The following is a 22610-nucleotide window of genomic DNA, read 5'->3' as shown; positions in this document are numbered from 1 at the left end:
TTTTTTTTACAAAAACTCTCTCTTCTTTGCTTTTAATTAAAAATAACTGCTTCTGGTTTTATTGTATCTCCATAAGCTGGAACTAAAGTTTTTTCAAAAGCTTCCTTAAAGAATCCTTCTGAAGTAAGAGTATCTATTTCTTTGTTAACCCAATCTAAAAGTTCTGTATTTCCTTTTTTAACTGCAGGTGCTATCGCATCTTCATCTCCTAAGCTTGAAATAAAGGTTGTATATCCTTCATTTTCTCTAGCCCAAGCAAATAATAAAGTATTATCATGAGCTAAAGCTGCTCCTCTTCCATCTTTTAATGCTGCAAATGCTTCTGTATTTTGTTCAAATTTTACTAACTCTATATCAGGATAATTCTTTGCAAAATATGTTTCTGCAGTTGTTCCTTTATTTACTACTAATTTTTTACCCTTTAGGTCATCTACTGATTTTATCGGACTTCCATCTGGTGATACTACTCCTAATGAAACCTTCATATAAGGATTTGCAAAATCTACTTTTTCTTTTCTTTCTGGTGTTACTGTAAAGTTAGCTAGTATTATATCAACTTTATTTGATTGTAAATATTCAACCCTATTAGCTGCTTCAACTAATACAAATTCAACTTTATTTTCATCTCCCAATAAATCTTTAGCTATTCTTTTAGCTAAATAAACATCATATCCTTGATTGGCTCCTTTTTCATCTACGAAACCAAATGGTGGTTTATCACTAAATACCCCAATTCTTATTTTTCCTGCTGCTTTAATTTCATCAATTGCTGATTTGCTTTCTTCTGCTTTACTTCCACATCCAACTAATGCTCCTAATGCTAGTACTAAAGTTAATAATAATGATAATATTTTTTTCATTTTATTTGCCCCTTCCTTTTACTTTTCTTTATATAGATCAAATGAAGCTAAAAAGCTTTTTGCTCTTTCAGTTTTTGGATTTGAGAAAAATTCTTCTGGAGTTGATACCTCTACTATAGTACCTTCCTCCATAAAAACAATTTTATCTGCTACATGTTTTGCAAACTCTAATTCATGAGTAACAACAACCATTGTCATTCCATTTTGTGCTAATTCTAGTAACACTAAAAGTACTTCTCTAACCATTTCTGGATCTAATGCTGCTGTAACTTCATCAAAAAGCATCATTTCTGGATTCATACATAATGCCCTTACTATTGCTATCCTTTGTTTTTGCCCTCCTGAAAGTTCTCTTGGATATGCAAATTTTCTATTAAATAAACCTACTCTTTTTAGTAGTTCATCTGCTTGTTTTGTGACTTCTTCTTTATCTCTATTTTGTGCCTTAGTTGGTCCAAGTAGAATGTTGTTTATAACATTCATATGAGGAAATAATTCATAGCTTTGAAAAACCATTCCTATTGTGCCTCTTACTTTTTCAAATTCTACTTCCTTTCCTAAAATTCCATGTCCTTTTAAAGTTATTTCTCCTTCTTTTATATTTTCTAGTCCGTTTAAGCATCTTAAAAACGTACTTTTACCACAACCTGAAGGACCTAAAACAACTACGACTTCACCTTTTTTAACATCTAAATCTATTCCTTTTAATGCTTCTATTTCTCCATAACTCTTTTTTAAATTTCTAACTTTAAGCAATACTTCTTCCTTCATAAGATCCCCCTAATTTAATTTTTTCTCTAATGCCTTTGCTCCCAAGGATATTGGAAAACAAATTAAAAAATAAATTATCAGTAATAGTCCATAAATCCAAAATGATGCCATTGGCTCTGTTAAAACTGTTCTTTCTATAATTTGTTGTCCAACTTTAACTAAATCTACTGTTCCTATTAAAGTCATTAAAGTTGTAGTTTTAATCATTCTTGTGCTTAAATTTATAATTCCAGGTAAAACTCTTCTTATACTTATTGGAATTATTATATATCTATAGGTTTTTGCTTTATTTAATGAAAGTGCCATTGATGATTCATAATATATTTTAGGTATTGATGTAATTGCACCTCTCACTAAGTCTCCAATTTCTGCTGTTCCCCATAGTGTAAATACTATATATCCAACTATTACAGAATCTAGATGTATATCTAAAAGTGTTGGTACCCCAAAATAAAATATGAAGAGCCACACCATTATTGGAATTATTCTTATACTCTCTAGATAAATATTGCATATAATTTTTACTATCTTTTTTTTACTTGTCATAACTATTCCAAAAATTATTCCTAGAATTGTTGATAATACAACTGATACTACTGCAATATTTAAAGTTACTAGTAATCCTTCTATAAGTCTTTTTCCATTATCAAAATTAAAAATTATGTTATTGCCCAAACTCTCCATGTCTTAACCTCCTCTCTAGAATTCTACTTAGTATTGAAATAGGAAGTAATATTATAAGATAAAATATAACAACTAATATTAAGGCTTCAGTTGTTTTATAATACATTCCTATAACATCTTTAGTCACAAACATAAGCTCTGCAACTGCTATTGATCCTATTATGGAAGTTTCCTTTACTAAAAATAGACAATTTGCAGCAATAGATGGAATTGATATTGAAATACTTATAGGCAACACTATATGCCTTAATATTTGCATTTTATTTAATCCTATAGCTTGGCCGCTTTCTATTTGTGATTTCGCTACTGCATCTATTCCACCTCTAAAGGATTCAGCCATATAAGCTCCACCAAGAAATGATAATCCTATTACACCACAAGTAAATCCGCTTAAGGTTATTCCTAATTTGGTTAATCCATAATATAAGAAAAATACTTGTAATAACAAAGGGGTATTTCTCGAAAATTCTATATATGCCTTTGATATAATATTTACTAATTTTACATTGAAATATCTTGCTATTTCTATTATTAATCCAATTAAAATTGATAATATAATAGATATAAAAGCCAATTCCACCGTAATTATTGTAGCTTTTAAGAAATTTGGTAAACTACTAATTATAAAATTTAAATCCATCTCCATGTAACATCCCCCAATTTTAAAGCAATTTAAACATAAAAAAAGCTCCATCTCTAATACCTTATAAGAGACGAAGTTATACTCCGCGGTTCCACTCTAATTGAACATAGTTCCACCTTAAAAATTCGCTATAAACGGCGATCCGTTAAAATGCTACTATTATTTCACATTTTATACTCCGAAGTGCACTTCATATATTAACTGCTAAAGGTTCTCATCAATTCCTTCTTTCTGTAAGCCTCATTAAAATACTACTTTCTTCATCATCATATTATTCCTACTATTCCGATATGTTTATTTTTATTATACTATTATCTTTTTATTTGTCAATATTTTCTTTGCTATATTTTTCTCATTATTTATTTTCACTTATATATTATGCTTTGTCTAATAAATAGGATAATAATAATTTCTTAAATAACAAAAAAACTCCCGTAGGAGTTTTTTTAATTAAAATATTCTTTAATAATGATAACAAATTGCATAATAATCTTTTAATTTTGTTATATTTATGATGTCATAATTCTATCTTTCAGTTCCTATAAATACTACGCCTAAAGTCCCCGGTCCACCATGAGTTCCTATTACTGATCCTATAGATGTAATTATTATATCCTTAACCGTAACTTCTTCAAGTATCATTTTCTTTATATCTTCTGCCTCATCCTTACAATCTGCATTACATATAAAGATTACTTGTTCTTCTGGATTTATTGCTTTGTCTTTTAGTTGTTTAACTAAGTATTTTAAAGCTTTTTTTCTTCCCTTTATTTTATCCCCTGGGATTGCTTTTCCTTCATCATCTATTTTAAGGGTTGGCTTTATTCCAAGTAAGCTTCCTACAGTAGCAACGGCTCCTGAAATACGTCCTCCTCTTTTTAAATGATTTAAATCATCTACTGTTATAGCATGTATAACATGTCTTTTAGTATTTTCTATAAATTTTACTACTTCATCTATATCTATATTGTTATTTAACATTTCATTAGCCTTATATACTAATAATCCTTCACCTACTGATGCACTTAACGAATCTATAATATATATTTTTGCATCTGGATATTCCTCTAATATCATTTCTCTTGCTGTATTAGAACTATTATATGTTCCACTTAATGCTGAAGACAATCCTATATATAAGATTGTTTCCCCTTGCTTCACATATTTTTTAAATATCTCTAAAAAAGTACCAACATTCACTTGTGTTGTAGATGGCATTGCTCCTTCTTTTATCATTTTATAAAAATCTTCATGTTTCAAACTTTGTCCCAAATCATCTGGTATAAATTTTCCATTTATATTAACCATTAATGGTGCTACGTCTATTTGGTTTTCTTCTATATATTCTATTGGCAAATCACATGCTGAGTCTGTTATAAGCCTAACCTTCATAATATTCAACTCCTATAAATACTTTCATTTTAGTAATTGATATTATACATTCAAAATTTTTAATTGTCAAATCTTTTGACTGTCAAAGTATTTTTTGTTTGCCAAATCATTCATCACTTAACTTAATAGTAAAGTTTGTATAGTGTTGTCTTAAGTTATCACTAAACATTATATTTTCCTTTTCTATTTCAGTATACGGAATTCTAAATGGATGATTATAATTAATATAATTTACTATATTTGCACCTGATATAGTTCCTTTTTGGACACCTATTTTATAGAAAATATACCCTCTTTGTTTTTTGGAGTTATATGGATAATTTATAGCCCCTGTAATCTTATTATCTTGCCTTTCATCTCCAAATACATTAATACTTTTAATCATTCCTTCATTTAATCTAGGTATTTCAGCAAAGTAATTAATTCCATCTTTTTCATATAATATTTTACCATTTACCAATTCTAAAGGCCATGTATTACTTATTGCAAAACCATTTTGCCAGTAAGATCCTTCTTCCCCCCAATTAAAATATTCAATTGTATATATTTCATTATCAATAAGTTCAAAAAAGATAGTTGTTACCTTCAATTTACTTCTATCTTTATTTAAAATAGATTTAAAATTTAAATTTTCACTAAAAACTTCAGCATTTACTAAATTTTTAAGCTTAATAATGTCTTTATCTTCTATGTCTTTAACTATTTCTATAGGAATTCCTTTGTCTATTAACATATTTCTAGTTCCAAATTCCTTTACCTCAATAACTTCAGAAGAATCTAGTTTAATGTGATTAGAAATAATACAGCAAACTCCAACTATAAAAATACAAATAGTTGAATATATAAAAAGAAACTTTTTATTACTAATTCTTTTGTTCTTTTCTAATAATTTATAATTAATGGTTTCAAGATCATAACTTAACTTATAAAGTAATCTAAAAATATAAAAATAGTAAATGATTATTGGAATAACTATAATCCAAATTTCTCCTAAGTTTGTTATAGCACAAATAAAAACTATGATTTTAAAAATAATTATTTTTAAAATAGGATCTCTTTTTTGTATTACATTTGAATTATTAAATACTTTTTTTATTCCTTTTCTAAATATAATAAGAAATATTATTTGAAAACTTATTGAAATAAATGCAATTATAATATTATTTTCAAAGATAATATTTAAAGGTGTACTTATATATATTAAATTCAACATATGCAATACTATATTTATTATAGAAAATATCCAGGCTCTATTAAGTTCTTTATTTTCTATTCTTAAATCCCTGAAACCACTGTATAAAAGTACTACTGATATTGTAGGCAAAATATAATTTAATCCTAATAAATTAAAAGTCATACAATTAAGCATAAAACCAAGTGTTATTTCTTTTATAGGCCTATGCCAATAATTTCTTTCAATAATTTTATATTCCATATGTCCTTCTCCTTAATATATTTTAAATAGATACAATACAATTATATAATAAAAAAGTTTATATATGGAATTTTTTTGTGCAGAGCTTAACCCATTTTATCCACGGCATAGTTAGTGGTTTTTAATACAATAAAAAAACGCAACCTTCAGGCTGCGTTCTTTATTGATTACTTATTTATTATTAAAGTTTTACCGCTCATTTCTTCTGGTATATCAAGTCCCATTACAGTTAGCATTGTTGGTGCTATGTCTGCAAGTTTTCCTTCTTGTAAAGTTCTACCTTCTGTATTATTAGCTACCCATATAAATGGAACTGGATCTGTAGTATGTGCTGTGAATGGATTTCCTGTTGAGAAATCTATCATTGTCTCTGCATTACCGTGATCAGCAGTTATAAATAAAGTTCCTTCTTTTTCTAGTATTTTATCTGAAATTTTTCCTAAGCACTCATCTACAACTTCTATAGCTTTTACAGCCGCTTCCATTACTCCTGTATGTCCAACCATATCTGGGTTAGCAAAATTAAGTATAATCATATCATACTTATCTTCATTAATTCTATTAATTAATTCTTCTGTTACTTCATAAGCACTCATTTCTGGTTTTAAATCATAAGTTGCAACTTTTGGTGATGCTATAAGAGCTCTATCTTCACCTGGATTTTCTTTTTCAACTCCACCATTAAAGAAGAATGTAACATGGGCATATTTTTCTGTTTCAGCAATTCTTAATTGATTTAATCCCTTGCTTGATACATATTCTCCTAAAGTATTATTTATGCTTTCTGGTCTATATGCAACATTAACGCCCTCTAAAGTCTTATCGTATTGAGTCATTGTTACAAATGTTAAGTTTAAAGTTTCTCTCTTAAATCCTGCAAACTCTTTATCGTTTATAGCTCTAGTTATTTCTCTAGCTCTATCTGGTCTAAAGTTAAAGAATATTACTGAGTCTCCATTTTTAATCATTCCATTTGAATCTACAACAGCTGGTAATACAAACTCATCTGTTTTATTATCATGATATGATTTTTCCATTGCTTCTACTGCTGAAGTTGCAATTTCACCTCTACCAAGTACCATTGCATTATATGCAAGTTCTACTCTTTCCCATCTGTTATCTCTATCCATTGCATAATATCTTCCTGAAACAGTAGCAATTTTACCTACTCCAATTTCATTCATGTAATTTTCAAGCTCTACTACGAAATCTTTTCCTGATGATGGTGGAACGTCTCTTCCATCCATGAAGCAATGTACATATACTTTTTCTAATCCAGCGTCTTTAGCTAGTCTTAATAATCCTTTTACGTGATCTATATGTGAGTGAACACCACCATCTGATAATAGGCCCATTAAGTGAAGTGCTGAATTTTTTTCTTTTGCATTATTAACTGCAAGAGTTAATGCATCATTTTTGAAAAATCCACCTTCACTAATTTCTTTTGTTATTCTTGTTAATTCTTGATATATAATTCTTCCTGCGCCTATATTTAAATGACCAACTTCTGAGTTACCCATTTGTCCATCTGGTAATCCAACATATAATCCACTTGCTTGTAATTGAGTGTGTGGATATTTTCCAATTAATCTATCAAAGTTTGGTTTTTTAGCTGCTTCTACAGCATTTCCATCTGACTTTGGAGCTATTCCAAATCCATCTAATATCATTAACATTACAGGTTTCTTCGCCATAATTCCCTCCAAATTTTTATCAAAATCTATATTTGACAATATTTTAGTATTATCTTTCTTAATTTATATCTATATTATACTATAATTAGTGACTTTAAACAATAAAAGCACTTATGAGGTAAACCTTTGCAACAAATTATTTTAATCCTAAAAAAGAATATTTTAGAATTTTGGTTTTTTTTTCTTTGAAAGTACTAAAATATGACTTCATATATCTGTACAATATATTATTGAAATATTAGAGGTACAATAGCAAACTCATATTTTTTAATTTACTATTTCTTCCCCATTATAAGAATTTCAGAAATAGCAAATTCTTTTTTATTACTAAACTCTACAACTATTTCTTTTGTATTAACTTCATCAAAAGAAATTATAGTAGCTTCTCCTGGTAATTTTGCCAAACTAGAATCAATCCCTTTAAATATTTTATCTTTTGAAACTTTTATTTTCTTTATATCTGGTCTTTTACTTTCTTCGATATTACCATATATAAGTATATCTGTAGCTTTTATTTCTTCTCTAAATTTTATAGTTAGTTTATTTTTCCCATTACTTCTCCACTCATAATCATTAAAGTTATTATGAAAAACTATTTCTCCATCATATAATAGTTTTTCGTTTTTTTCTGATTTACCTTGTACTTCAATAGCTTCTATTAAATAATTAAGATTATCACTACTACCAGTTCCTGATGGTAAAGGTTGAGGTGTTACACTAGGACCATTTATATACATTGTCCCATCTTCTCTAAATCCAAGTTTATCTATGTTTATTGACCTTCTACTTCCCCCCTCTTCTGGATTCATATGTGTATGATAAACTGAATATATTTCCTTGCCATCTTTTGATCTTATAACAGAATTATGCCCTGAACCTGAAACATGAGTCCAGTCTATTTCACTTGTTAAAATTGGGTTATTTTCATATTTGCCAAATGGCCCTAAAGGATTATCAGAAATGGCATAACCTATAGAATACAATTTATCCCAATATGGATAAGCTGAATACATTAAATAATATTTACTATTTTCCTTTAAAATTGTTGGACCTTCATTCCATGCCCATTCTCCAGGTATACTTTCCCATTCTTGTTCTGGGGTAGTTAGTAATACTGGTTCTCCTTTGAAAGTCACCATATCATCACTTAACTCTACCCCATATATTTGACTAATATTTTTACCACTTATAGAATTTGTAGAACAATCTTTAACATAATAAAGATACATTTTATCATCTTCCATAAGTATATTTGCATCAATAACAGCAAAGTCTTCACCTATTATAGGACTATTTGTTATGTCTTCAAAAGGTCCATATGGATTATCACTGGCAGCAACACCTAACCCAAGATTTTTTGTTTCTCTATCTCTTGCAGTATAATACATGTAATACTTTCCACTTTTGTAATATACCTCTGGAGCCCAGTAATCTCTATTGGACCAACTTCCCTTTTTAGCCATATAGGCAACGCCAACTTCTTTCCAAGTAATTAAATCATCTGACTCCCAAACTAAATATCCAGATGCTTGAATTTTATCACTTGTTCCATATGCATAATACTTTCCTTCCTTAGTCCTTAATACAAAGGGATCTGCTATTAAATCTATATTTTGTGGATTAGTATAGAACTTACTTTGGTCATAGTTATCTAAAGTAACTTGAATAAAACTCTCTCCTTTGTTCTCACAACTAATTAAAGTTCCCATTATTCCTCCAAGTATAAATCCTACTAATATTTTTTTATATTTCTTCATTTTTACCCCCACAACAATTATTCCTATCTGTTAAGTTATGTGAATATTACTTCCCTAAATCTTGATATCTGCAAGAAGTATTACATTATTTAATTTCTAAATTTTTAATATAAATCTTTGAACCATCTGCTCTAAAGCCAATTTTTCCGTGAATATATAAATCCAAATCAACATAAGATAATACTTCCTTATCATTAATCTTAATGACTATTGTATTTTCTTTAATTTCTATTTTAAAGTTAATGAACTCTTTTGGACTTATTTTAACTTCTGTGCTTATCAATTCTTCTCTTCCATAATTTAATTTGTGCAATATAAGTTTTTCTTCTTGGATTTGTAGATAATATCCAAACATTGAATCAGTCACTTGCTCTTTATATAAAGACTCATTTGTAGCATTAAAATAAATTCCAACATCTTTTACTACATTTCCTAGAGCAAAATCAACCGATAATGACTGTATCTTAAATTCATCCTTTCCATAAAATACTCTGTTTATTTCATCTCCCAAACTTTCAGTTGCATCATTCAAACTTGTCCATCCCGCTATCAAATTCCATTCTGTATCGCTTGGTACTTTATATAAGTTATTTTTATACTTTACCTTTGTATTTACTTTATAAATGTCTAGGCTTTCAATATTTAACAAACCTTCTTTTAACTTTAATTCTATTTGATGATAACCTTTCTTTAACTTCATTTCTCCTAAATATTCTTTGAACCACTCATTTACATTTTCATTTTTCTCTATAGTACATGTTAAATATTTTTTACCGTCAACTAATATATCTACTTTTCCCTTTATATCAGCACTTTTTACTATTGCATCTATTCCATAGCTATAGTCCTCTTTTACATTTATGTTATACAATACCGACTTACCTTTTTCATCTAATGTAATTGCTGAAATACTATCTTCATATTCTATTACAGGTATTTCATAAGCACTTTTATTGTAATGTATTGCATCTATTCTACCTGGAATAGCCTTAATAGTCTTACTATCACTTGTTCCAAATGATTCATTACTAAATGCTAAGAATGAATAATCTGCTGGATACTTTGCGTATTTATATCCAACTGAACCTGCTTTAAATCCATTATCTGTAGTTAATACCTTTATATTATCTAAAAGTACTTCCATCTTATTTGGATTATTTTTTATTCTTATAGTATGCATCTTACTAAAATCAAATTTATATGGTAAAGTATTCTCACTAATCAATGATTCATTCCCATTTTCTATTAATTTCATAGATACTTTATTATCCTCGATATCTATATTAGTTTCTCCATAATTTTTACTATCTTTATATGAAGTAACTATACAGACATTACTATCTTTTACATCTGAAAAAGAAAATTCAGCAGTAAATACTTCACTTGTCTCATCATTTGAAACAATAAACTTTTCTTCCCCTTCTTCTATATTTTTCATTTTATTATCTGTGTCATTATTTACCCATGTGTAAAACTGCGGCATATTAGGGCTTGGTTGATTAAAATTCGTAGGTCCCAAGACAGACATTTTTTCTCCATTAAAAACTAATCTATCTATATTCAACTTTCTTAGTGGAAACCCATTTTCTCCAACTAAATTATGATATGCTATATAATAAGAATCTAAATCCGGTCCTAAAACACTGGAACTATGTCCTAATGCATAAAACTCTTCTGAAGTATTAATTAATATAGGATTATTAACCCCTTCTTTATATCCCGTAATAGGAGATTCCAATGATGTTGAGTAATTCACTCTATATCCAGTGCTTTTAACATGATTTCCTGTATAAGTCATATAGTATATGTCATCCTTTTTTATAACACTCGGCCCCTCTGTCCACCAATTCATAAATGTATTATCAACGACCTTTGTTTCTTCTACTTCAGTTGGAGATTTCATAGGCGCAGCCATTATACCTTTAGGTGATGCATAATAAAAATACCACTTTGCATTATCATCTATGAAGACACTACCATCTATACTCATACCAATATTATCTGATATTAATTTAAATGGCCCTGTAGGTGAATCACTTTGTAGTACATAATGCCCTTTACCAGCTGGGGATGTATACATATAAAAATCTCCATCCCAATATATTATTTCTGGTGCATATGCTCCTAGTGTTTTCTTTTCCTCTGTAACTAATCCCTCATACTTCCAATCTACTAAATTATCTGAACTCCAACATTTTACCCCTACCTTATGATCATGAGTTGATACATATAAATAATATCTCCCATCATACCTGAAGATATATGGATCTCCTATTCCATAGTCATCTTCCCATTCATCCTCTAAAGTAAAACTATTTAAATATTCATTTTCCACATTAACATTATTCTCATTACCTACATATTTTGATGTACATCCTACCATTAACACGGTTGTAAGCAACAACCCCATAATTAACCTCCTCATAATCTCCTCCATTTAATGTATTTCTTTTTTATCTATATTTTCAATAATAATTCCTAACATTAATACTATTAGCACTTTGATATCTATTTTATAAATACAAAAAGCCAGATATGTTTTAAATACATTTTTCAATATATTTTTATACACTCTAGCTATAACCCTAAGTATATAGGATTTTATAAGATCTAATTTTTTAATTTACTAATCCATTATTAATTTTTAAAATAGCTTTATTTTTAGATAGCATAATTACTCCTGACACCATAAATAAAATAGCAGAAATTATATCCATAAAGAAATAAGAAATTACTGAACAAATAATAAGCCAAATTCCTTTTCCTTTTTCAATCATATTATTTTTAGTTTTTTTATAAATATATAAATTTACTAATCCCATAGCTATAAATAGAAATCCTACAGTAGTTGTAACTATATAAACATTGTCTAATAGTAATTGAATAGATGTAACATCTACTTTCGAAATATCTTCTATCCCCACTCCTTTAGTTTTTATATACGTTGCATAAATAAATATAGTAGCTAGTCCAGATAGTATTTGCCATACTGAACCTATAAGAATCATATTTCTTTCAAGCTTTCTATTTAACACTTTCATAATTATGCCTCCAATTTATAATATATAGTTGAGGCTGTCGCAGAAGATACTTAATATAAAATTTCAAAATTACTTTGAATCCATTTTACCTTAATTCCGTATTCTAAATTTTATATTTTCAATTATGCGACAGCTCCACTTATTTTAAATAAGGATTAACTTTATTTAATATCTGGTATCCATCTTCCTTCATTTATTGCCTTTATAATACTTAAGTCTACTTTTGGTTCTCTTGCATAGGTTAGTAAACCATTTATTTCTTGCTCTACATCAGTTACTTGAGTATAACAAAATCCTTGAATTAATTTCGATTTTAGCATTGGCGATACTACATTATAATATCTTAAGATGAAATCTTCATCAGATGTTGCTGCGGAATATCCCCAGCCTTCCCATTCACTTTTTTGATATGAAATTCCACCCATTTCTGAAATAATTATAGGTTGTCCTTCATACCCCCACTCTTTAGCAAACATACCTCTTCCTGAGTGTTTTGTCTTTAAAATATTATCTATGCAAGAATATCTCTCTGTTAAAATTTCATTTCTATACTCATAATCATGAATTGTAAGAAGATCTGTTTTTGTGTGTTCCCATCCATCATTAGAGACAACTACTCTTGTTTGATCAAATGACTTTGTTAACCAATACATAGCAGCTGAATGAGCTTGTTGATCCTTATTATTCATTATTGAATCTACACCCCAAGACTCATTTAGAGGAGTCCATGTAACTATTGAAGGATGATTATAATCTCTTTCTATCATTTCAATCCATTCATTATTTAGCATTTTAACATATCTTCTTGAATAAACATATGCGTTAGCCATTTCCCCCCAAACTAGCATACCTAATTTATCTGCCCAATATAAGAATCTTGGATCTTCTATCTTTTGATGCTTTCTCACACCATTAAATCCCATCTCTTTACACAATTTAATATCTTTAATAAAATGTTCGTCTGTTGGTGCGGTAAGTAATGATTCTTCCCAATATCCTTGATCTAATAATAATTTTTGGTAATACGGTCTGTTATTTAACATAAAGACCCCATCTACTACCTCTACTTTTCTTAATCCAAAATATGATTTAACTGTATCAATGATAGCATTTTTCTTATAAACATTAAACTTAATATCAAACAGTATTGGATTTTCCGGACTCCACGCTAAGGATTCATGATGATTCCAATCCAATGTTAATTCTTGATTTAATCCAAAAGCTCTCTTTTCTCTGCTACTCATTAAAGTTATTCTATCATTGACTATTACTGTATTCTTAACTGATATTTCTACTCCTAATGAGGTTTCAGTAATATTTCCTTCAAATTCATACTCAACTAAAACTGTCTTTTTATCCAAATCAGGAGTAAGCCATACTTTCTTTAAATATGTTTCACTTACTGGCTCTATCCAAACTGATTGCCAAATTCCTGTTGTTCTTGTATAGAATATTCCATGAGATTCTTTTCTCCAAAATTGTTTTCCTCTTGGCAATTCTAGATCAGTTGCATAATCTTCAACTCTTAAAACAATTAGATTATCTTTTTCCTTTATAACATTTGTTATATCTACCGAAAAAGGTACATGTCCCCCTTTATGGGTAAATAAATGTTCACCATTTACCCATAAATCTGCCTTATAATCAACAGCCCCAAAGTGCAGTATGTTCCTTTTATTTTTCATGACTTCATCTAAGTCAAAAGTTTTTGAATACCATACTATATCATGAAATTCCTTTATATTTATTCCTGAAAGCTCAGTTTGATAAGCATAAGGAACTAATATCTTCTTACCTAGCTTTGGATTTTTGTACCATCCATCCTTTATTCCTATATTATTGTCATCAAAATCAAATTCCCACTCCCCATTTAAATTAATCCAATTTTCTCTTACGAATTGTGGACGTGGATATTCATTTCTTGGTATATTAACTGTCATATCTATTCCTCCTAAATTTTAGCCCTTAACTCCTGATTGTAAAGACAATCCTTCCATAAAATACTTTTGTGCTACTAAATATAATATTAAAGTAGGTAAAATTGCTAATACTGTTACAGCCATTAAGTGGGCTACTTTTATGCTGTAGCCTGCTTGTAATGTTCTCAATCCTGCTGTCAATGTCAACCTTTCTGTGTCATTCATAATAATTGTTGGCCATAAGAAATCATTCCAAGAACCTGTAAATGAGAATAATCCAATTATTATTAATATTGGTTTACATAATGGTACTATAATCTTAGTATAAATTGTCCAGGTACTTGCACCATCAACTCTTGCTGATTCATCATACTCTTTTGGAATTCCCATCATAAATTGTCTAATTAAGAATATATTAACTACTCCTCCGAGTCCGGGAAATATTAATGCCCATGATGTATTTACCCAATTTAAAGTATCCATTATTTTATATAAAGGAATTAAATTCACAACTGACGGAAACATCATCGTCATTAATAAAAATCCAAAAATTGAATTTTTCCCTTTAAACTCCAATCTTGAATATGCATAAGCTGCCATTGAACTAATTATTACTGCCAAAATGGTATGTGTCACAGAAACAAAAAGTGAATTACCAAACCACTTAATTATTGGTGTAACTGTTGTATCTGACAATACATCAATATAATTATCAACTACCCATTTTGCGGGTAAGATACTAAATCCAGTTGTTTGTACTTCTACCTCTGACTTAAATGATGTCAAGACAGACCAAATCAATGGTGTAATCCATACTATAGCAAGCACTAAAACTAATAAAAAGCATGCTATTTTTTTATAATTGAACTTTTTCTTTTTTAGTTTATGCCCCATATTATTTTCCTCCTTCACTTAAGTTATAGGTAACATCAGTAATTTTCCTTTTGGCTTTATTTAATTTCCTATTCATTTTTCTTTGCTTTTTAGCTAAAACCTCATCTCCATCTCTTGATAGAACTGCTTGTAAAATGCAAATGAATAAAATACATATACCAAGCATTGCAGCCATCGCTGATGCAATACCTGCTAATGAAGTTCCTTGTCCAAATCCTAATTCTCTTATGTACATTAATAAAACTCTGTTAGCTCCATTTGGTCCACCATTATTAAACATAAGAGGTTGTCCATATATATTAAATTGTGCAATAGTTGTCATAACTAACGTATATAAAATTTGATTTTTTATTGATGGTAGAGTAATTTTGAAAAACTGTTTTATAGCTCCAGCTCCATCTATAGACGCTGCCTCATAATAATCACTAGGAACACTTGCAATGGCTGCTTGATATATTACCATATTGCTACCAATGCACCACCAAACAGTTATTATAATTAATGCTATCCAATACCAAGGGAACGTACTGCCCCAATTTACATCTGATTTAGTAATATTATTAACTAGTCCAAAAGTCTTATTAAACATAAAATTCCATGCTAACATTACTGCTGAAATAGAAAGTAATCCTGGAACGTAAAATACAGATTGAAAAAATTTATAGCCTTTAGGCTTAGTATTTAAAAGAACAGCGAATAACAATGGAATTGCTATACAGAAAGGAATTGTTAAAATTGAAAAAGTAAAAGTATTTTTTAATCCATTCCAAAACTGATCATAAAAAACAGATTCATTATTCACTAATATTTCATAATAGTTCTTAAAACCTACCCATTGCGGTGCTGAGTATATATCCCATTTAGTAAATGAAACATATATTCCAACTACAGCCGGAATTAAAAAGAATAGAACAAAAAGAATTAAATGTGGTGCTATAAATGAATATGGTGCTAAATCTCTCTTTTTACTCATATTTACCTCCTTGTAATATTTTGCAAAGCAATTTATATAGTTCACAGTGTGCAATTCACAGTTCACAGTTTATGATGAAGCTACTTCGTAGTTTCCGAATTTTAAGTTATATCAACTATTTGAGCGTTGATATAATTATTTCCATAACTGTGAACTATGCCTTGTGAACTGCAAACTAGAAATTTGGCTTTGCAATTTATTTTCTATTGTGCCATCTGAATCTTTTCGCTAGCTTCCTTTTGCATTGCTGCAGCTGCATCCTCTGGTGTCATTCTTCCAAAGCAGGCTTCAAACACAACCTTATCTAAAGCTTCCACAACATTTCCGTAGTATTTATAGTCATATATCTTTAATTTATTTGAATCTTCTAATACAAAAGCTTGAGGCATAGCTTTGAATTCTTCATTTTCTCTAATTGCATAGTTAGCTGGAACTTGTCCTGCTTTAGCCCATTCTAAACTATTCTCACCAATCCAATTGATAAACTCCATAACTCCCTTTGCTTTTTCATCCGTCATCTTATCATTCTTAAGCATTACAAATTGATGTGAAGAACTCCAATCCTTTGGATTATTTTGATCCATTGTTACCATATGTGTCATTCCCCAGTTTATATCTATGCCTTTAAGTGAATTTTGCATCCATATTCCTTCAGGCCAAAATACTAATTGACCTGCTCTAAATAATTGACCTGGATCATCTCCGTCTTGACTAGCTATTTTATCATTTACTAAACCATTTAACTCTGCAAATATTTTTTTAGCTTCTGGAGAGTCAAGGTTAACTGCTTTTCCATCCTTTGATACATCTCCATTTAATTGAGCTAAGTAAGATAAATATTGAACTCTCATCCAAGTTAATCCTAAAGCCGCTATATTGTCAGTAGATGATTTTTTACCAACTTCTTTTACTTCATCAAATGTTATAATTCCATCATCCAATACATTAGGCCCATATTTAGCTAAAAGATCTTTATTGTAATAAGTTACAAATGAGTGTACATCTAGAGGGATACTATATTGTTCATTATTTATATTTCCCATTTGCCATGCATTTTCCACATAGTTTGATTCTTTTATTACTCCACTTGTATCAATATATTTACCTAATGGTTGAAGTAGATTTTGTTCTGCAAACAAAGCAAGTCTTTCAGCATGAACTATAGTCACATCTGGTACATCCTTACCTGATCCAACTACTGTTGGTATTTTGGTATATAAGTCATCACCTTCAATAGGCATATGTTTTACTTTATATTCAGGATTTGTTTTATTATACTCGTCTATCATCCTAGTCATATTTTCCCCATCAGCTCCAGTAAAAACTGACCAAAATACTATTTCTTTCTTTCCACCAGAATTACTATCTGATGAATTTTCTTTTGAATTACCACAAGATATTAGACCTACTGATAATATTCCAGCTAAAATAACACTTAAAACTTTTTTCCTTTTCATAAAATCCTCTCCCTTTTAAAACAAAATTTTTGTTTAATTTCAAATTTATTATATCATTTAACTTATACGTTTTCAATCATTATTTAGAAGTTTTTTCTATTATTTTTGTTTCAATTGCTGATTTTATATGTTTTTTAGCTGTTTTTAAGACTTTAAAACACTTTTTCTGTTTTTAATATTAATTATATTCACCTATTTATTGATTTGTTTCAAATTAATTGTTTTTATTTGTTTGTTTAATTTCACCTATCATGTTATAATTTATATAGATATAATCTTTTATCTTCAACAATTTTACTATTTATATAAATATTTATAATTAAGAAAGGAAACTAAAAATGAAAAGCTTATCTGTAAATTTTAACGACATCGATAAAATGGCATCTTATGCTAAAGCTCTATCATCGGAAGATAGAATAAAAATTTTAAAAATAACTGCCAATAGTAACCCTACAGTCAACGAACTTTCAGAATCACTTTCTATCCCTCTTTCTACAACTGCAATGCATGTAAAGGTTCTAGAGGAATGTGGTTTAATATTAACAAGGTTAGAACCAGCCGTAAGAGGAACTAAAAAGGTCTGTTTCAGAAACGTAGATGATATTTTTATAGATCTTAATCTTCAACAAGAAGAAAACAAACACCGATGCCACTATATAAACATGCCGATAGGTTCTTATGTAAATTGTGAAATAAGCGGAACTTGTGGTATGGCTAACGAAAATTCACACATCGGAATTTTAGATAATCCCCAAACCTTCTATTATCCTGATCATTATACAGCACAAATAATCTGGTTTGAAAAGGGATTCTTAGAATATCGTTTTCCATTAGATATATTATCTTTCGGAGATTTAACTAGCTTTGATTTATCTTTCGAATGTTGTTCTGAGGCTCCATCTTATAATTCATATTGGCCATCTGATATAACTGTATGGATGAATAATGTAGAGTTACACACTTGGACATCTCCAGGAGATTTTGGAGGAAGATCAGGAAAACTAAACCCAGGATGGTGGCCTCACAGCTCTACACAATACGGTCTTTTAAGATCTTACAAAATAGATAGTTCTGGAACATATTGTGATGAAACTTTAGTTTCATCTGTTACTTTAAAAGATTTAGAAGTTACCAAAAGCCCTTACTTAACAGTAAGAATAGGAATAAAAGAAGATGCCGAAAATTCAAGAGGAATCAATATCTTTGGAGAAAAATTCGGAGATCATCCTCAATCCATATTACTAGGAATTGAATATAATTCTAAAATATAATCTTAAATACAAATAATTAACGTAATCTAAATGTTTCACCAAAATATAGTGTAAAAAAAGATGCTTTCTGTCTAATACAGAAAGCATCTTTTAGCTTAGATTGTTTTTTATCATCTTTAATTAATAGTAGATTTTATTAATATTAAATTAAACACCAACTAATACAATCATCTATAAAATTCAATATCTATCTAACTATAAACTTATAACTAGTTTCACTAGAATATTCTTTACCAACTTCAAGAATAGAATCTTCTATAAATAAATTAGATTTTCCAACAGGAATACTCTGAGTTTCAAGACAAACAGCATCTCTAGCTTCTATATTTCTACCTATAGACAACTTACCTTCACTTATATAATTTCCACTATAAACTACAATACCATTACAATCAGTAGAAATTAAAAGCCCTCTTCCAGACTCTTCATCATAAAGTTCAACTCTATTTTCAGTATCTATATCATCTCTAAATTTAAAAAAGTGATCATATCCTTTAGTTATATTAAGTTGATAATAATCTTCATAAATATCTCGTCCAATTTTTTTAGGTTTAGTAAAATCAAATGGTGTATTTATGACATCAATCATTTTTCCAGTAACAATTGACTCTTCATCTAATTCAGCAAATTCTTCAGCTTTTATTTGTAAAGTATGTCCAGTAATTTTTCTTTTACAATTCCCACTTAAATTAAAATAACTATGATTTGTCATATTTAATATTGTAGTTCTATCAGATACTCCATTATAAATAATCTTAAACTCATTATTATTATTTAATAAATAACAAACTTCAATCTCAACCCTTCCTGGAAAGCCGCTTTCTCCACATTCGCTAATATAATGAAAACTAACAGCAACATAATCGTTTGCCTTAATAGTTTCAAAATCAAATATCTTAATGTTAAATCCATTTTTTCCACCATGCAGAGTATTATTTCCATCATTTTTGTTTAATTTATATTTCATGCCATCAATTTCAACCTCAGCGCCCCCTATTCTTCCAGAATTTCTACCTATAATCGCGCCCAAATAAGCTGTACTAATTAAATTAGAATCACAATTTTCATAATTTAAAACTATATTTTCATATTTTCCATATCTATCAGGAACATTTATTTCTGTAATTATACATCCTAAACTAATACACTTAACCTCAATTCCATTATCATTAATTAAAACAATTTCTCTGTATTGATTTTTACTTTTTTCTCCAATAAAATTAGTTAAAATATCCATTCAATCCCTTACCTCTCATATTATTTTCACAAAAAGAGCTTTAAAATATCTTTTTCTCTTAATTTGAACTATTATTATTGTTTTATAACACTATTTATGTTTTAATTATAATCTAAATTACCTTTTTTTCAAATATTAATTTATATTTTTTAAATATAATTTTTTCGTTATCAGATATTATATTTTTTTCAATAACATAAAAAAGAGTCATGTAATGATTTATAAAATACATCACATAACTCTTTTTTAAAATAATATTAATAATTAACTATTTGTGAGAAATCAGCTGCTACTAAGCTAGCGCCTCCAACTAAAGCACCATCTATATCGGACATAGCCATTTGATCTTTAATTGTGTTTGGCTTAACTGATCCACCATATTGAATTCTAACTTTATCTGCTACTTCTTTTCCAAACATTTCAGCAACAACATTTCTTATTGCCATTATTGTTTCGTTAGCTTGTTCGTTTGTTGCAGTCTTACCTGTTCCTATTGCCCAAATTGGTTCGTATGCAATAACTACCTTTTCAGCTAATTCATTTGATAAACCATCTAAATCTGCTTTAATTTGAGCTCCAACAACTTCGTTAGTTGTTCCATTTTCTCTTTGTTCTAAAGATTCTCCACAACAAAGAATTGGAATTAAGTTATGAGCAAATGCAGCTTTAACTTTCTTGTTTAAAGCTTCATCAGTTTCATTGAAGTATTCTCTTCTTTCACTATGTCCTAAAACAACATAGCTAACTCCCATAGCTTCTAACATTCCTGGAGCAACTTCTCCTGTGAAAGCTCCTTTTTCTTCAAAATGCATGTTTTGAGCAGCAACCTTAATGTTTGATCCTTCTACTGCTTTTAATACAGCATCTAAACAAACAAAAGTAGGGCATACTACTACTTCACATGTAGCATCTTTTACTAATGGTTTTAATTCTTCTATAACTTTTACAGCTTCAGCTGGAGTATAATGCATCTTCCAGTTTCCTGCTATTATTGCTTTTCTCATTTATAAATCACCTCTTATATTTAATTTGAATAATGAAGGAGTGAAAGAATGAAAAAATTAAGGTAATTATTCACCGAAGCTGAATAATTAAAATTAAATTCAATTTATAATTTGACTTAAGTAGAATTATAAATATTTTTTTATTTTCTTAATCCAGTTCACTGGATTATTTCCTCAACACTCTCATTTATAGTTGAAAGTATAACTTTTAACTATAATTTTCACTTTTTCATTCTTCACTTTTAATAACTAAACTCGTTTTATTTATTATTTAGTGCTTCTATTCCTGGTAATGCTTTTCCTTCTAAGAATTCTAGAGAAGCTCCACCACCTGTTGAGATGTGAGTCATCTTATCTCCAAATCCTAAGATATTAACAGCTGCAGCTGAGTCTCCTCCACCAATAACTGTTGTAGCATCTGCATCTGCCATAGCTTTAGCAACTGCAATTGTTCCTTTGTTAAAGTTTTCGAATTCGAATACTCCCATTGGTCCGTTCCATATAACTGTTTTAGCATCTTTAATTGCATCTGCATATAAAGTTTCTGTCTTTGGTCCGATATCTAATCCCATGCTTCCTGCTGGAATGTTTTGATCTTCTGTAACTACTGGTTCAACATCTTTGAATTCTGCAGCAACTCTGTGGTCAACTGGTAATAAGAACTTAACGCCTTTTGCAGCCGCCTTTTCGATCATTTCTTTAGCATATTCAACTCTATCAGCTTCTACTAATGATGATCCTACTTCGTATCCTTGAGCTTTTAAGAATGTATAAGCCATTCCACCACCGATTATTAATGTATCAACTTTTTCTAATAAGTTGTTAATAACAGCTATCTTATCTGAAACTTTAGCTCCACCTAATATAGCAACGAATGGTCTAACTGGATTGTTTACTGCTTCACCTAAGAATTTTAATTCTTTTTGAATTAAGTATCCACATACAGCTGTATCTAAGAATTCAGTAACTCCAACTGTTGAACAGTGAGCTCTGTGAGCTGTACCAAATGCATCATTTACAAATATGTCAGCTAATGAAGCTAATTCTTTTGAGAATTCTTCAACGTTCTTAGTTTCTTCTTTTCTACATCTTGTATTTTCTAATAATACAACATCTCCATCTTTCATTTCTGCAACAGCAGCTCTAGCATTTGCGCCTACAACTTCTTCATCTCTTGCAAAAACTACTTCTTTGTCTAACATCTCGCTTAATCTCTTAGCAACTGGAGCTAATGACTTTGATGCATCTTTTCCTAAATGTGAGCAAAGTATAACTCTTGCTCCATTGTTAACTAAATATTTGATTGTTGGTAGTGCACCATTTAATCTGTTTTCGTCTGTTATAACTCCATCTTTTAATGGTACATTGAAATCACATCTTACTAGAACTTTTTTGCCTTTAACTTCTATGTCTTCTATAGTTTTTTTATTAAAACTCATTTATTTCACCTCTTAAATTTATTTTAATGAAATTATTCATTACTAAATAATAAAATCTTTAATATATGTTTAATTTAAAATTGGTCTGGCCTCATAGATTTTCTATAAAACCAGACCAACACTTAATGTTTAACTTTAT

18 protein-coding genes and 1 other annotated feature are annotated in these 22610 nt (G+C 29.1%); of the genes, 1 reads left to right on the top strand and 17 read right to left on the bottom strand.

All coding sequences use genetic code 11. The features are described 5' to 3' along the window. Positions 1 to 32: 32 nt before the first annotated feature. From ABDZ60_RS09550 to ABDZ60_RS09485, 14 genes are all read right to left on the bottom strand, one after another. Positions 33 to 860: a cysteine ABC transporter substrate-binding protein gene (locus tag ABDZ60_RS09550; protein ID WP_343777756.1), complete on the bottom strand. Its 828-nt coding sequence runs from the start codon at positions 858 to 860 to the stop codon at positions 33 to 35. Positions 861 to 878: 18 nt separating this feature from the next. Continuing rightward, complete coding sequence (locus ABDZ60_RS09545; protein ID WP_343777754.1) at positions 879 to 1631, bottom strand: amino acid ABC transporter ATP-binding protein; 753 nt, start codon at positions 1629 to 1631, stop codon at positions 879 to 881. Between the two features lie 9 nt (positions 1632 to 1640). After that, on the bottom strand, positions 1641 to 2315 hold the full coding sequence (locus ABDZ60_RS09540) for an amino acid ABC transporter permease (protein ID WP_343777752.1): 675 nt from the start codon (positions 2313 to 2315) through the stop codon (positions 1641 to 1643). Continuing rightward, a complete protein-coding gene (locus ABDZ60_RS09535) occupies positions 2296 to 2961 on the bottom strand; it encodes an amino acid ABC transporter permease (protein ID WP_040436880.1) in 666 nt (221 codons plus the stop codon). The genes ABDZ60_RS09540 and ABDZ60_RS09535 overlap by 20 nt, the downstream gene beginning before the upstream one ends. Before the next feature lie 60 nt (positions 2962 to 3021). Further along, positions 3022 to 3234 (bottom strand) — a binding site (T-box leader). Positions 3235 to 3483: 249 nt separating this feature from the next. After that, positions 3484 to 4350 carry a DegV family protein gene (locus ABDZ60_RS09530; RefSeq protein ID WP_343777750.1) on the bottom strand — a complete coding sequence of 289 codons (867 nt, stop codon included), beginning with the start codon at positions 4348 to 4350 and terminating at the stop codon, positions 3484 to 3486. A 106-nt stretch (positions 4351 to 4456) separates the two neighbouring features. After that, on the bottom strand, positions 4457 to 5785 hold the full coding sequence (locus ABDZ60_RS09525) for a hypothetical protein (protein WP_242849783.1): 1329 nt from the start codon (positions 5783 to 5785) through the stop codon (positions 4457 to 4459). Positions 5786 to 5952: 167 nt separating this feature from the next. Continuing rightward, complete coding sequence (gene gpmI / locus ABDZ60_RS09520; RefSeq protein ID WP_047000324.1) at positions 5953 to 7479, bottom strand: 2,3-bisphosphoglycerate-independent phosphoglycerate mutase; 1527 nt, start codon at positions 7477 to 7479, stop codon at positions 5953 to 5955. Positions 7480 to 7754: 275 nt separating this feature from the next. Then, positions 7755 to 9236, bottom strand: a complete 1482-nt coding sequence (locus tag ABDZ60_RS09515) for a glycoside hydrolase family 43 protein (protein WP_343777747.1) — start codon at positions 9234 to 9236, stop codon at positions 7755 to 7757. An 85-nt stretch (positions 9237 to 9321) separates the two neighbouring features. Next, positions 9322 to 11646 carry a family 43 glycosylhydrolase gene (locus tag ABDZ60_RS09510; RefSeq protein WP_343777745.1) on the bottom strand — a complete coding sequence of 775 codons (2325 nt, stop codon included), beginning with the start codon at positions 11644 to 11646 and terminating at the stop codon, positions 9322 to 9324. Between the two features lie 208 nt (positions 11647 to 11854). Then, positions 11855 to 12277 carry a hypothetical protein gene (locus tag ABDZ60_RS09505; RefSeq protein ID WP_047000322.1) on the bottom strand — a complete coding sequence of 141 codons (423 nt, stop codon included), beginning with the start codon at positions 12275 to 12277 and terminating at the stop codon, positions 11855 to 11857. Positions 12278 to 12438: 161 nt separating this feature from the next. Then, on the bottom strand, positions 12439 to 14217 hold the full coding sequence (locus tag ABDZ60_RS09500) for a glycoside hydrolase family 2 protein (protein ID WP_047000321.1): 1779 nt from the start codon (positions 14215 to 14217) through the stop codon (positions 12439 to 12441). Positions 14218 to 14235: 18 nt separating this feature from the next. Then, a complete protein-coding gene (locus ABDZ60_RS09495) occupies positions 14236 to 15090 on the bottom strand; it encodes a carbohydrate ABC transporter permease (protein ID WP_047000320.1) in 855 nt (284 codons plus the stop codon). 1 nt (position 15091) lies between these two features. Continuing rightward, positions 15092 to 16063, bottom strand: a complete 972-nt coding sequence (locus ABDZ60_RS09490) for a carbohydrate ABC transporter permease (protein WP_047000319.1) — start codon at positions 16061 to 16063, stop codon at positions 15092 to 15094. Positions 16064 to 16266: 203 nt separating this feature from the next. Continuing rightward, positions 16267 to 17520, bottom strand: a complete 1254-nt coding sequence (locus tag ABDZ60_RS09485) for an extracellular solute-binding protein (protein WP_047000318.1) — start codon at positions 17518 to 17520, stop codon at positions 16267 to 16269. Between the two features lie 338 nt (positions 17521 to 17858). On the opposite strand from ABDZ60_RS09485, the gene ABDZ60_RS09480 reads away from it, so the two are divergent. Beyond that, the gene (locus tag ABDZ60_RS09480; RefSeq protein WP_047000317.1) at positions 17859 to 18791 is read left to right on the top strand and encodes an ArsR/SmtB family transcription factor; all 933 of its coding nucleotides are present in this window, start codon (positions 17859 to 17861) and stop codon (positions 18789 to 18791) included. A gap of 187 nt (positions 18792 to 18978) precedes the next feature. Here ABDZ60_RS09480 and ABDZ60_RS09475 read toward each other — a convergent pair whose 3' ends face one another. The 3 genes from ABDZ60_RS09475 to ABDZ60_RS09465 form a co-directional block, all read right to left on the bottom strand. Beyond that, complete coding sequence (locus ABDZ60_RS09475; protein WP_047000314.1) at positions 18979 to 20028, bottom strand: aldose epimerase family protein; 1050 nt, start codon at positions 20026 to 20028, stop codon at positions 18979 to 18981. A 257-nt stretch (positions 20029 to 20285) separates the two neighbouring features. Beyond that, positions 20286 to 21032, bottom strand: coding sequence for a triose-phosphate isomerase (tpiA, locus tag ABDZ60_RS09470; protein ID WP_343777738.1), 747 nt, complete (start codon positions 21030 to 21032; stop codon positions 20286 to 20288). A gap of 260 nt (positions 21033 to 21292) precedes the next feature. Beyond that, a complete protein-coding gene (locus tag ABDZ60_RS09465) occupies positions 21293 to 22471 on the bottom strand; it encodes a phosphoglycerate kinase (RefSeq protein WP_016208722.1) in 1179 nt (392 codons plus the stop codon). Positions 22472 to 22610: the final 139 nt, after the last annotated feature.

Source organism: Clostridium sartagoforme (assembly GCF_039521405.1).
GTDB classification, from domain to species: Bacteria; Bacillota; Clostridia; order Clostridiales; family Clostridiaceae; genus Clostridium; species Clostridium sartagoforme.
Note: the sequence above shows the minus strand (reverse complement) of the source record. Positions and strands in the feature narration are given on the sequence as shown.